Source organism: Ignavibacteria bacterium (genome assembly GCA_036262055.1).
In the GTDB taxonomy this organism is placed as follows: domain Bacteria; phylum Bacteroidota; class Ignavibacteria; order Tepidaquicellales; family Tepidaquicellaceae; genus DATAJP01.
Genome location: DATAJP010000003.1, coordinates 915,001 through 928,592, shown reverse-complemented (window position 1 = coordinate 928,592; position 13,592 = coordinate 915,001). Strand labels below are relative to the sequence as shown.

At 36.5% G+C, this 13,592-nt stretch carries 10 protein-coding genes, 2 tRNA genes and 2 rRNA genes (1 of these 14 running past the window's edge); 13 read left to right on the top strand and 1 reads right to left on the bottom strand.

Annotated elements, in window-relative coordinates; genetic code table 11:
- Nucleotides 1-50: 50 nt before the first annotated feature.
- Nucleotides 51-1,073 (top strand): dTDP-glucose 4,6-dehydratase, encoded by a 1,023-nt coding sequence (gene rfbB / locus VHP32_11130; protein HEX2788443.1) that lies wholly within the window; start codon nt 51-53, stop codon nt 1,071-1,073.
- A gap of 194 nt (nt 1,074-1,267) precedes the next feature.
- On the opposite strand, the gene VHP32_11125 is transcribed toward rfbB, so the two are convergent.
- Nucleotides 1,268-1,486 (bottom strand): DUF1059 domain-containing protein, encoded by a 219-nt coding sequence (locus VHP32_11125; protein HEX2788442.1) that lies wholly within the window; start codon nt 1,484-1,486, stop codon nt 1,268-1,270.
- Nucleotides 1,487-1,680: 194 nt separating this feature from the next.
- Between VHP32_11125 and VHP32_11120 the strand changes: the two genes are divergently transcribed.
- The 12 genes from VHP32_11120 to VHP32_11065 form a co-directional block, all read left to right on the top strand.
- Nucleotides 1,681-3,162 (top strand): hypothetical protein, encoded by a 1,482-nt coding sequence (locus VHP32_11120; protein HEX2788441.1) that lies wholly within the window; start codon nt 1,681-1,683, stop codon nt 3,160-3,162.
- Nucleotides 3,163-3,262: 100 nt separating this feature from the next.
- Nucleotides 3,263-4,207, top strand: coding sequence for an ATP-binding cassette domain-containing protein (locus VHP32_11115; protein HEX2788440.1), 945 nt, complete (start codon nt 3,263-3,265; stop codon nt 4,205-4,207).
- Between the two features lie 40 nt (nt 4,208-4,247).
- Complete coding sequence (locus VHP32_11110) at nt 4,248-4,961, top strand: ABC transporter permease (protein ID HEX2788439.1); 714 nt, start codon at nt 4,248-4,250, stop codon at nt 4,959-4,961.
- Nucleotides 4,962-4,971: 10 nt separating this feature from the next.
- Entirely contained in the window at nt 4,972-6,585 is a 1,614-nt protein-coding gene (locus tag VHP32_11105; protein ID HEX2788438.1) for a Gldg family protein, read from the top strand.
- Between the two features lie 29 nt (nt 6,586-6,614).
- Nucleotides 6,615-7,541 (top strand): DUF4340 domain-containing protein, encoded by a 927-nt coding sequence (locus tag VHP32_11100; GenBank protein HEX2788437.1) that lies wholly within the window; start codon nt 6,615-6,617, stop codon nt 7,539-7,541.
- Between the two features lie 70 nt (nt 7,542-7,611).
- Nucleotides 7,612-8,304, top strand: coding sequence for a glycerol-3-phosphate 1-O-acyltransferase PlsY (gene plsY / locus VHP32_11095; GenBank protein HEX2788436.1), 693 nt, complete (start codon nt 7,612-7,614; stop codon nt 8,302-8,304).
- Between the two features lie 26 nt (nt 8,305-8,330).
- A complete protein-coding gene (locus VHP32_11090; protein ID HEX2788435.1) occupies nt 8,331-9,329 on the top strand; it encodes an NAD(P)H-dependent glycerol-3-phosphate dehydrogenase in 999 nt (332 codons plus the stop codon).
- 145 nt (nt 9,330-9,474) lie between these two features.
- Entirely contained in the window at nt 9,475-11,070 is a 1,596-nt protein-coding gene (locus tag VHP32_11085) for a lipocalin-like domain-containing protein (GenBank protein ID HEX2788434.1), read from the top strand.
- Nucleotides 11,071-11,343: 273 nt separating this feature from the next.
- Nucleotides 11,344-12,863: ribosomal RNA gene (locus tag VHP32_11080) — 16S ribosomal RNA — on the top strand.
- A 254-nt stretch (nt 12,864-13,117) separates the two neighbouring features.
- Nucleotides 13,118-13,191 (top strand) — tRNA-Ile (locus VHP32_11075).
- 52 nt (nt 13,192-13,243) lie between these two features.
- Nucleotides 13,244-13,315: transfer RNA gene (locus VHP32_11070), tRNA-Ala, on the top strand.
- A 135-nt stretch (nt 13,316-13,450) separates the two neighbouring features.
- Nucleotides 13,451-13,592 (top strand): 23S ribosomal RNA (locus VHP32_11065) (it continues 2,780 nt past the right edge of the window).
- Together the 16S and 23S rRNA genes with 2 tRNA genes alongside form the textbook arrangement of a ribosomal RNA operon.

Sequence of the window (13,592 nt, the reverse complement as noted above, 5' to 3'; positions counted from 1 at the left end):
TTCATAATTAATCATATAATATCAGCGTTGATTCAGCGTCAAAATAGTTAATGAAAAATTTTCTCATTACCGGCGGAGCCGGATTTATCGGCAGTAATTTCGTAAAATACATTTTAGAAAACACAGATTACAACGTTTTCAATTATGATAAGCTAACTTATGCAGGAAATCTTGAAAACTTAACCGATATTGAAAACAATCCGCGCTATAAATTCATAAAAGGTGATATTTGCCACCTTGATGAAGTCGGTGAAGCATTGAGAACAAATAACATAGACACGATTGTTAACTTTGCGGCAGAATCTCACGTTGACAGAAGCATTCTCGGTTCACGTGAGTTTGTTGTTACGAATGTTTTAGGAACGGAAGTTCTTCTCGATTATTTTAAAACATTAGAACTTGAAAAATTTTTGCAGGTCTCGACAGATGAGGTTTACGGAACACTGCCTGAAGATGATAAATCGATAAAATTCACCGAAGAAACTCCGCTTGCGCCTAACAGTCCTTACTCAGCGAGCAAGGCATCTGCTGATATGCTGTGCAGGGCTTATTATCACACTCATCATTTGCCGGTTCTTGTAACAAGATGTTCCAATAATTATGGGCCTTACCAGTTTCCTGAAAAGCTAATACCGCTTATGATTGCAAAAGCGCTTGATGGAGAGAAGCTCCCTGTCTATGGTGACGGAAAAAATGTCCGTGACTGGCTTTATGTTGATGACCATTGTTCCGGGATTCTTGCAGTGCTTGAAAAAGGAAAGTATGGAGAAGTTTATAACATCGGCGGCAACAATGAGTGGTACAACATCGACATTGTGAAATTGATTTTAGAAAAGCTTGGAAAATCCGAAGACCAGATTACTTATGTCAAAGACCGTCCCGGTCATGACAGGCGTTATGCGATTGATTCATCTAAAATTATGAATGAACTTGGGTGGGCTCCAAAATACCAGTTCCCTGAAGGTATCGAGAAGACAATAAAATGGTACCTTGATAATCAGAACTGGTGGAGGAAAGTTATGAGTGGTGAATATCAGAATTACTTCGATAAAAATTATTCTTCGAAATTATAATTCTCAAATCTTTATAAGAACTTTAAGAAATCTAACCCAGCCATTATAGAATCTTACAATTGCTTTCAATGGATTAACTTTTAAAGTTCCCCCGCGTGATTTTATTGCTGCTTTATTCATTTTTTCTCCCTCAAAAACCTTTCGGCGCATTAGGAATCGAAAAAAGAGAAAAAGGTTACTAAAATTATTGACAATTAAACATCTTCCAGCGATGCTCTTATCATGTCCTGTAATCCTTGTGCTTCTGAAAAATTTCCGCCTTCGGGTCCATCCTGATAATCGTGTTCTTCCAATATATGTCTTTCAGCTTCACTTACTACATGCTCTTCACTACCCGTAACTTCGTAGTTGCAGACATCAACTGTCTGGAACTTTGAACAAACAAATCTTTTTTGTGAGTTTGAGTTTCCCATATCAATTTGTTTTAAATTAAAAAGAAAAATTATTTAGCGCAAAAAGAAAAAATGTTTATATATAATAAAAAAAAATAAACATATTTTGAGCATAAAATAAATAAATTCATTGTTTTTTAAATAAAAATACGGTTTTTTATAGATAATGACTGCCGAATTTATAATAAAAAATTCATAGTTTAACCAATTAATCTATGGAAAATACAAAGCTTTTTTATCTATTAAAATCATTTTCAAAAACGGACTTAAAGGAGCTTAATAAATTTATTAATTCTCCTTTTCATAACAGCAATAAAAAAATAATAGAGCTTTTGATTCTTCTTCAGAAATATTTGAATAAACCTAATGATAAAGCTCCAAAAATTGAATTTGTTTTTTCTCAGATTTATCCGGGTAAAAAATACAACTCATTCATAATACGGAATCTTTTTTCAAACATGGTAAAACTGATTGAAGAATTTATTTCTATTTCAATGCTCAAGGAAAATACGCAAATAAAGGAAAAACAGATTTTGCAGAACTTAAGAATGAACAATCACGAAAGCTTATATGAGAAAAAAATTGAAGAGATTTTCAAAGAATTGAAAAAGACAAAAGTTAAAGATGAAAAATATTTTCTTGAATTGCACGATTTGCTTTTTGAGAGAAGAATGTTTGAAGAGCAGCAGCTTCATCCGGGAAAGCGGCAGAAAGCTTATGACAGTATTACTGAAGAAACCAATTGCCTTATCTCATTTTTTGTAACGTTGATGTTGAAAAAATATTTTAACATAACAAACTACAAAAGAACAGTTAATTTTTCGTATAACATGCATCTGTACCGGGATGTGATGAAGATTCTTGAAACAAACAAAAGCTTGTATAAAGACAATATCTTGCTTGAAATATTTCACAGTTTTTTAGTTTTGTATGAAACTAAAAATGATAATGGACTTTATTTTAAGATAAAATCTCTTGTTCTTGAAAATAAAAACCGCATTCCGTCTGATGATTACAAAAACTTCGGGATAGAATTGTATAATTATGCTAAATCAAGAAGAATGGTGAAAGACCCTGAGTTCAAAACTGAAAGCTATGAGTTGTTAAAACAGCTTGTGCAGGAAGATGTATTCACTGAGGAGGGATATATGACTGCACATTCATACATAAACATTGCGGCATCCGCGTTTCTTGAAAAAGATTTTAAATGGGCTGAAAATTTTATTGAAGATTACAAAGATAAAATAATACCAAGCCAGAAAGAAAATGCTTACAATTATAATTTAGCTGTGTTTAATTACCTTAAAGGATATGAGTCAAAAGATATTGCAGTTAAACATAAATACTATAACCAATCCCTTGAAATTATATCGCGTGTTAAAAGCGAAGATTTTTATTATATGACACGAATTAAAAAAAATCAGATAAAAATTTATTATGAATTAAATGAAAATAATAATCTGGATAACACCTCGACAGCATTCAGGCAGTATTTAAATCAAAATGATAGAATGTCAAATGAGTTCAAAGAACTAAATTTCACGTTTCTTGGTTACATACAAAAACTGAAAACTCTACGTCATAATCCCTCCAAACTACAGGCAAAAAAATTAGTAAATGAAATAGAGGAAAAAGAAAAGATGGAATTAAAATCCTGGTTCATCGATAGGATAAAAGAAATTCAGAAATCTTTATAAAATTGCAGTTATTTTACGCATTTTGAATCCTAAATGGTTTGAAAATTAAAATTATTGCTTATATTTTTAATATTGTCTTAAAAATTTTATCTCGCAAAAAATGTCAATAAAAGTTGAAAATTTAACAAAATTTTACGGTTCTCAGGCAGCAGTTAACAATATTTCGTTTGAAATTAACAAAGGCGAAATTGTAGGGTTTCTTGGTCCAAACGGAGCAGGAAAATCAACGACCATGAAAATGATTACCACTTATTTGACTCCTAACGACGGCAAAATTTTGGTTGATGGGCTTGATACTGAAAGCGAATCATTAAATGTCCGCAAAAAAATCGGATATCTTCCTGAAACAAATGCGCTATATCAGGATATGAACGTTGTTGATTATCTCAAGTTCGCGGCAGAACTTGAAGGAGTTGAGAAATCAAAAATTAAAAGTTCAGTTGAAAAAATGATTGAGCTTTGCGGATTAGGCGATGTTAAGCACAAAGACATAGGTCAGCTTTCAAAAGGATATAAACAAAGAGTCGGTCTTGCGCAGGCAATGGTACATGACCCCGACGTTTTAATTCTTGATGAACCGACTTCCGGTTTAGACCCAAACCAGATTATCGAGATAAGAAAATTAATTAAAAATCTCGGCAAGCATAAAACTCTTATTCTTTCCACTCATATACTTCAGGAAGTTCAGGCAACCTGCGACAGAGTTCTCATTATTAACAAAGGCGAGATAGTTGCAGACGGAACGCCCGACCAGCTTCAACAAAGATTCCAGGGACAAATTTTAATTGAATTAATTGTAAAGAAAGATAATTCAACTAACAGGGAAGCTGTTCTTGAAGTAATCAGAAACATCAAAGGAGTTGATAAAGCTAAATTCGATTCCGAAGATAACAAATCGTGGAAGTTTGAAATTTCATCAGGCAAAGGTTTGGATATCCGTGAGGAACTATTCAATAAAATTGTCGGAATGAAACTTGTAATTCTTGGTCTTCATCAGGAAGTAACTTCACTCGAGGACATTTTCAGGGAACTGACCTTAAATTAATTTTTGCCATACTAACAGAACTCAATAATAAAATAAGTAGATGAACAATATATTAACAATAAGCAAGAAAGAATTAAAATCATATTTTCTGTCTCCTGTTGCATACATAGTCATAATAGGATTTTTGCTTGCAGCAGGTTTTCTTTTTACTAAAGATTTATTTCTGATGGGAGTTGTTTCAATCAGGTTTTTATTTGAAAGCATCTGGTTTCTTCTTCTTTTTGTCTTTATAATCCCGGCTATCACAATGGGAACGTTTTCTGAAGAGAAAAGATCGGGAACTATGGAGCTTTTATTAACAAAACCAATTACCGATACACAGCTTATGCTTGGTAAGTTTCTTGCATCCCTTATTTTTGCCGTAATCATAATAATCCCGACAATCGTTTATATAATATCCCTCAAATATCTCGGCGCAATAGATTTAGGTCCGGTTATTTCGATGTATTTAGGTTTTATTTTACTATTTGCATTTCTTGTCAGCATCGGAATTTTTACTTCTTCTTTGACACAATATCAGGTTATTTCTTTTATTATAAGCTTCTTAATCATGGCGGTGTTTTTCATGCTGTATATATTTACTAATTATATTCCTTTGCTGTCAGTTCCAATTATAGATTATTTTAATCCTTTTATACATATGAATAATATGTTCCGCGGGGTTATTGATTCAAGAGATTTAATTTATTTTATATCAGGCACAATTATATTTTTAATATTAACGAAACTTTCGATTGAAAGTAGAAAATGGTAAACTCAAACGAATGAATAAAAACGAAACTAAAAAACAAGCAATAGTAATTGCAGTCATCGCAATCGGAATACTAATTGCCGTTAATATAATTTCTTCAACGGTTTTTACGCGTATTGACCTAACAAAAAATAAAACTTATACGCTTTCTCCAATCAGCAAACAAATTGTCGGAAATCTTGATGACAAAATGGTTGTGAAAGTTTTTTTCAGCGATAATTTGCCTCCTCCTTACAACAATCTAAGAACTCAGGTTAAAGATATTTTAAGCGATTACAGAACATACTCAAACGGAAATCTTAATTATGAATTTTATAATCCTACAGGTGAAGGTGAAAATGATGAGTTAAGCAAAGAAGCGCAGAAATACGGAATACAGCCGGTTCAGATGCAGGTAACTGAAAAAGACAAGTTTGAAGTTAAAGCCGCATATATGGGAATGGTTTTTCTTTATGGAGGAAAACAAGAGACTATCCCGTTCATACAATCAATCGGTACGCTTGAATATGACATTACGACAAAAATTAAGACATTAATAACCACACAAAAAATTAAAATCGGATATCTGCAGGGCTCAGGTTCGGTTGATATGTCGAAGCTTCAGCAAATTTCAAAAGGATTAAGTGATCAGTATGAATTAGTACCTGTCACGCTTGGCTTAAACAAAGCAATACCCGATGATATTAAAACGTTTATGGTATTAGGACCACTTGAAGCTGTTCCTGAAAATCAGAAATACATGATTGACCAATTCGTTATGCGAGGAGGAAATGTGTTATGGCTTATTCAGAAAGTAACTCCAAATTTTCAGCAGCAGATTGTTCTTGGCGAGCCCGTTGAGAATAATCTCGATGATTTACTTTTGAATTATGGAATAAAAGTTAATGCTGATTTAATCAGAGATTTGCAGTGCGGACAGGTTACTGTTCAATCGCAAATAGGATTTCCGATTTCAGTTAATTACCCTTACTTCCCGGTTGTTACAAATATAAACAGAAACATTGCGGCATTCGCAGGCATTCAGAGTGTTACTTTATCATTTGTCAGCTCAATTGATTTAAATGCAGCGCAGGGCAAGGGAATAACATCGGATTATTTATTACAGACCTCCGACAAATCCGGCAAAGCCGAAGGATTTTTTCTTTTGAATCTTGAGCAGTTCAATAATATGACTCAAAAGTCGGTTGACAGTATGTTTAATCAAAAAGGATACGTTGTCGGCGCAGCTTACACAGGACGATTCAAAAGTTTCTATGCAGGAAAAACCCCTCCTTCGGATACTACTACAGGTTCGGGTGCAATTACAATTGAACAATTAAATGAATCACAGAAGGATTCTAAAATGATTGTAATAGGCGATGCAGATTTTATAAACGAAGAGCAAAGACCGCCAAAAGATAACATAACATTTTTCTTAAATGCAGTTGAATATTTAGCAGATGATGCAGGTCTTACCCAAATAAGAGGAAAAGAAACATCCGATCCTCCAATTGAAGAAACTTCTGAAGGTTCAAAGACTTTTATAAAATATTTTAATATTATTTTCCCGCCGGCTATAATTCTAATTATAGGATTAATTGTCTGGCAAAGAAGAAAATCCAGAAAAAAAGATTTAATGTCTTCATAAAGCACAAAAGATAAAATTAAATTTGAAATATGAAAAATAACAGAATATACTTATACGGAGCAATATTAGTTGTATTGGTAGTAATAGCTTATTTTTTGACTGCTGAAAAAGGACCAAGAACAACTACCGAAAAAACTTTTTCGGAACAGTTTTTTAATGTTGATTCAGCTGCGGTTGACCGTCTGGAATTTGAGCATCAGGGTAAAAAATATACTTTCTCTAAAGTTTCAGGATTCTGGAGATTGACCGACCCAATTGACTATCCGTTAAATCAGGATATTGTTGCCAATGCCATTTCAAATATAAGCAGTTATAAGCTTGCTAGCATTGTCTCGACTAATCCGGCAAGAAAAGATTCTTATGGTTTCAATGATACAACTTATACAAAAGTAACTGTTTACCAGGGCGGAACAAATTTGGGGACGATCCTAATCGGGAATTCCGCAGGTGGCGCTTCACAGACATTCTTAAAGTCACCAGATTCGGATGAAATTTATCTTGCAGAAAATTTTCTATACAATAACTTCGTAAAACCCTCAAATTCATATAACGACTGGAGAGACTTGCTTATTCTTTCGATTCCGAAGACAAGCATAAACTCTCTCGAATACATAGGTCCTGAAAATTTTACTTTAGTAAAAGACTCAACCGGCAAATTTGCTATTGCGGGTCAGCCTGCTGACTCAAACATTGTTGACGGAGTGTTAAATCTTCTTGGCAATTTTAATACCCAGACATTTAGTGACACGCCTTTGCCTCCTGATACTAAATTTACAAATACAGTTAAAATTAACTGGGATAAAGTTACTGAGTTAAATTTTCTCAAAACAGGTGATTCTACTGATGTAAATTATCTTTTAAAGGTCAGTGGAAACAACCAAATCTTTAAGTTCAATAAAGCTTTGGCTGATAATATACTTAAAACCAAAGCAGAATTTCTTGGAACTAAAAAATAGTAACAGTTAGTTTAAATAGTGTTAATTATTTGATTTATTAATGATTAAATATTGTATATATTAATAGTCTATGATTTCTTTAATTGGTGTAATAATAATTAGTTATTTTATCGGTTCCATCCCTTTTGCTCTGATTGTCGGCAAGCTTTTTAAAAATATTGACATAAGAAAATATGGCAGCGGAAATCTCGGCTCGACAAATGCTATCCGTGTTTTAGGTCTTCCACTCGGTTTATTCGTTCAGGCGCTTGATATTGCAAAAGGTGTAATTGCAGTTGTGATTGTCCCCTACATATTTTTTTCTCAATTACCTTTTCCTAACGCAACTCCGTTTGAGGATATTACCATAGTAAAAATAATCGCAGGCATCAGCGCCGTTCTGGGACATACTTTTTCCGTTTTTGTTAATTTCAAGGGGGGAAAGGGAATTAATACCGCATTAGGAATGCTTATCATGCTTGCTCCGGTGGATGTTTTAATCAGCGTGGGAATATTTATTATTATTCTGTTATTCTCAGGTTATGTATCACTCGGTTCAATAGTCGCAGCATTTTTCTTTCCGGTCAGCATGTTTGTCCGCGAGAATATTTTTAACAGCGATATATACGGATATAATACTCTTATATTTTTCAGTATAGCAATTTCTCTTCTTCTAATTTATAATCACAGAACAAATATCTGGAGGCTATTGCGCGGAAATGAAAACCGTTTTGATAAGCTCTGGAAGTTCCGTTTTATAAAAATAAAAACTCCCATTAAATAATTTCTTTTAATTCTTAAACTGCGTTTATGAAAATATCAGTCCTTGGAGCAGGCGGGTGGGGAACAACTCTCTCAATTCTGCTGAATTCCAACGGACATAATGTGACTCTTTGGGAATTTAATCCGGAGTATGCAAAAACCCTCGGAAGCTACAGAGAAAATTTTTATTATCTTCCAAAGATAAAAATTCCGCAGAAAATTGAAATTACAAACGACCTTGTTAAAGCAGTATCAGGCAGGGAATTGATTGTAATAGCCACTCCTACACAATATATAAGAGACAGTTTTAAGCAACTATCTGATTTTGATTTCAAAGACACGATAATTGTTAACGTTTCAAAAGGAATTGAAATCGGAACGCTCAAACTTGTAAATGAGATAATTACTGACGTTCTGAAAAAAGTTAACCCTGACAAAATTTCCTGCCTTTCAGGTCCTTCACATGCAGAAGAAGTCGCAAGAAAAATTCCTACCGTCGTTGTCTGCGCAAATCCTGATATGGAAATTGCAAAGACAATTCAGACAGCATTTTCAAATGATTATTTCAGGGTTTATACCTCTACCGATATAATCGGAGTTGAGCTCGGCGGCGCATTAAAAAACGTTATCGCTATTGCCGCCGGAATAACCGATGGAGCACGATTTGGGGATAATACAAAAGCCGCACTTATGACACGCGGCATAAACGAAATAATGAATCTCGGTTTGAAACTGGGGGCAAAACGCGAAACATTTTTCGGATTATCGGGAATAGGTGACTTAATTGTAACTTGTTCATCCAAGCATTCAAGAAACCGTTTTGTCGGTGAAGAAATCGGAAAAGGAAAAAAATTGAAAGAAGTTTTAGCCGATATGAAAATGGTAGCCGAAGGTATTTCAACCGCAAAATCAATTCATCAGCTTTCAGAAAAGCTTAAAATAGAAATGCCCATTTGCGAGCAGGTATATCAGATTTTATTCAACGATAAAAATCCAATCGAAGCCACTAATGAGTTAATGGTGCGCACTTTGAAGGAAGAAAATTAATCTTATTCTGTCATTCTTCAAAGAAGTTAAAAGAGATACTTTCATTCTTTACTCCGCATAGTTTCTTAAATAAATTCTTTGTAATTTAAACCTTGTCATTTCTATTTTAGTCTAAAATTTAGTTTTTAACTAAACCTTCCACAACATGAAACTAATTAAGCTCAGTGTCTATTTAGTTTTAATTTTCATAATAATTTTTTTAGTAACGCGAAAAACCGCTCCTGTGCTTTCAGACCCTGTGAAGATGGTTGAATCTCCCGGCACTTACACATCAATGCCGTTCAGTGAATTCAGGAAAGTTCTTCCTGCGCGTTTTCAATACATAAAAGATGAAAGCAGTTTTCTTGAGCCATACGATAAAGATAAATTTGCGCTTGTTGAAAGTTCAGTTCAAAACGTTACGGATGAGCAATTGATTGCTTTGCTTTATTGCACGCCAAATATGGGGCTTGGACAATACCGTCTTGAAACAATAACAGTGCCTCCTGCGAATGTTACATCATTTCAATTTGAACAGGGAATGATGGGATGGTTTTGGTTTTATGGAACGTTCATTGACAGTACAGGCAACACCGCTTCATACATGTATTACATTTTCCGACTCGATATGTTCTCACCGGACTTAAGAGCAAAGTTAAATCTGCCGATGGGTTCAACGACATATTATTACATTGCCTCCGGAGTAGGAAAAGGAAATGAATGGAGTTACTCACCATTTAAAATTTGCAGAGGCGAATATAAAATACAAAACGATTCTGTTTTTTCGTTTACAGGACTTGATTTGCCAACAGGATGGAGCTTTACTTTAAACAGCACGGGTGTTGGAAAATTTAATATATCATCTTACTGGCTTGATTCAACTTCTAAAAATCAGGGATTTGATGCCGACATAAAAACTGCACGTCAGCCGTTTTTCAATGGTCCGCAGGGGTGTGCGCCGTGTGAAGGCGGAGCAGGAAGTCTATATTTTTCGTATACACAACTTCATTCAAGCGCAGCGCTTACAGTAAATGATTCCATATCAAATCATACCAACGGCACGGGATGGCTTGACAGACAGTGGCTCAACGGACAAGTCTCGACGATTTATCTTAATCTTCTTGCAAACAGTATGGGAATGTTCAAAGAAGCTACGGGCGGACTTGGAAAATATGTCTGGTTAAATTTGCATTTGACTGACAGCTTGCAATATATGATTTATAGTTTTCTTCCGCTTGATTCGCCTGTAGTAGTCGGCACAAAATTCAATACAACACAAAATCGTTACGGATATAAAACAGAATGGAGTTTATCGGGAACAGCAGAAGTTTTAGAAACAACAGTTCTTAATGGAATTACATTTCCTTTAAAGTATAAACTTTCAACAAGAGAGGGAAATGTAATCTTAGATGCCGGAAAATTTAATAAGTCCATAAGTATTGATCCTTCTAATAATATTCACTGGGATGGTTCGGGAATTGTTTATGATTCGACGGGAAGCAAAATGATTGGAACCGGTTTTTTGGAAGCAAATGAATTTGCAGACCCGACGACATACACGACAAATCTTTTGCAATCAATTGGCTTGCCCGCAACGGATGGTAATCTGCAAATGTTTGGAACCACAAGCCAGTTAACAGTTTCTGAAGGGCTTCCAAGCTTGGTTGTGGCAATTTTAGTTGTATTAGCTGTTTTGATATTACTGATAATGTTTATAAAAACACTTTTCGGCAAATCTAAAGCTAAAATACAAAAAAGTTAGAAAATTATTAAAATGTGTATTGAAAGTGGAACTTAATTTTCGTATGTTTGTTATACTTTCAGTGCCAGGAAAGAAAACTTCAAAAAAAGTTTAATATATATTCATAAATAACTTGTTTTCGCGAATTATTTTTATTATATTGATAGTTCGTGCATAAAACGATAATGTTCTTTGTTATTGCAAAATAACACTATAAATAAAGAAAAGAGTTTATAGTGTCCATAGATTTCTAAGAGAAAACCTTGAGCAGGAAAAATTCTTCAAAGTTTAATTACTATGGAGAGTTTGATCCTGGCTCAGGACGAACGCTGGCGGCGTGCTTAATACATGCAAGTCGACTTGTCTTGCGGTAGCAATATCGTAAGAAGAGTGGCGCACGGGTGCGTAACGCGTAGGTAATCTGCCTTTGGGTCTGCCATAATCCAGCGAAAGCTGGACTAATATCAGATGATGCAGCGGCACCACATGGTGACAGTTGTTAAAGTTTCGACGCCCAAAGATGAGCCTGCGTCCCATTAGGTAGTTGGTAGAGTAAAAGCCTACCAAGCCAACGATGGGTAGCTGGTCTGAGAGGACGATCAGCCACACTGGAACTGAGACACGGTCCAGACTCCTACGGGAGGCAGCAGTAAGGAATATTGCTCAATGGCCGAAAGGCTGAAGCAGCAACGCCGCGTGAGGGATGAAGGGCTTTTGCTCGTAAACCTCTGTAAAATGGGAAAAATATCCTACCTTGTAGGATTGATTGTACCATTAGAGTAAGCCCCGGCTAACTACGTGCCAGCAGCCGCGGTAATACGTAGGGGGCAAGCGTTGTCCGGATTTACTGGGTGTAAAGGGTGCTCAGGCGGATTAGTAAGTCAGAGGTGAAACCCCGAAGCTTAACTTCGGAACTGCCTTTGATACTGCTAGTCTAGAGTTTGGGAGAGGCGAGTGGAATGTCTGGTGTAGCAGTGAAATGCGTAGATATCAGACAGAACACCAATGGCGAAGGCAGCTCGCTGGTCCAATACTGACGCTAAAGCACGAAAGCGTGGGGAGCAAACAGGATTAGATACCCTGGTAGTCCACGCCCTAAACGATGAGTACTAGACGTTGGGGTTTTTAAACTTCAGTGTCTTAGCTAACGCATTAAGTACTCCACCTGGGAAGTACGATCGCAAGGTTGAAACTCAAAGGAATTGACGGGGGCCCGCACAAGCAGTGGAGCATGTGGTTCAATTCGATGCAACGCGAAGAACCTTACCTAGGCTTGAAATTTAGGGAAAAGCCGATGAAAGTCGGTGTTCCGGCAACGGAGCCCTAAACAGGTGCTGCATGGCTGTCGTCAGCTCGTGCCGTGAGGTGTTGGGTTAAGTCCCGCAACGAGCGCAACCCCTTTTCTTAGTTGCCATCAGGTGAAGCTGGGCACTCTAAGGAGACTGCCTACGCAAGTAGAGAGGAAGGTGGGGATGACGTCAAGTCCGCATGGCCCTTACGCCTAGGGCCACACACGTGCTACAATGGTCACTACAAAGGGCAGCAATACCGCGAGGTGGAGCCAATCCCTAAAAAGTGATCTCAGTTCGGATTGGAGTCTGCAACTCGACTCCATGAAGCTGGAATTGCTAGTAATCGCGCATCAGCACGGCGCGGTGAATACGTTCCCGGGCCTTGTACACACCGCCCGTCAAGCCATGGAAGCTGGGGGTACCCGAAGCCGCCTTTAACAAGCGTCTAAGGTAAAACCAGTGACTGGGGCTAAGTCGTAACAAGGTAGCCGTACCGGAAGGTGCGGCTGGATTACCTCCTTTCAAAGAGAATATTTTGTATCAAGGTTTTTCTCTTGTCTCTATGGGCACTTTAAAGTTTATAATAACTTCATTAATTTTTGGAACCATCGCACTCGAGGTTGTGTTAGACAAATGCAGCACAATGCTGCAAGTCGAAATCTTCGAGATGTAAATCAAATCGAATATTCGGGAAGCCGAATACAAATTCCCTCTGAGATGGCTGGTGGTTTAGATGAAATGGTGCTCTAACATTGCATCCGGTTTTTCTAAATCATGGGCCTATAGCTCAGTTGGTTAGAGCGCACGCCTGATAAGCGTGAGGTCTGTGGTTCAAATCCACATAGGCCCACTGAAGATTAGGGTGCAATTAAGCTCAAATCAATCTGTTCTGAAAAATGAGAGGGGATATAGCTTAGTTGGTAAAGCATGCGGTTTGCACCCGCAAGTCAGCGGTTCGATTCCGCTTATCTCCACTTTCAACAAAATCATATATTTTTTATAAAATATAATGGATTTTGTTTGTTCTTTGAAATTCATCGTCCTTATAACGAGTAAATAATTGATGCTCATCTGTATCAATTGCTGTCAAATAACCAAAATAGAGTTTTGGCAAAGTTACAAAGGGCGTGCGGCGGATGCCTTGGCACTGGTAGGCGATGAAGGACGTGGCTACCTGCGATAAGCCCCGGCAAGATGGAAACAATCTTGGACCCGGGGATTTCCGAATCGGACAACCGGCTACAAGTAATG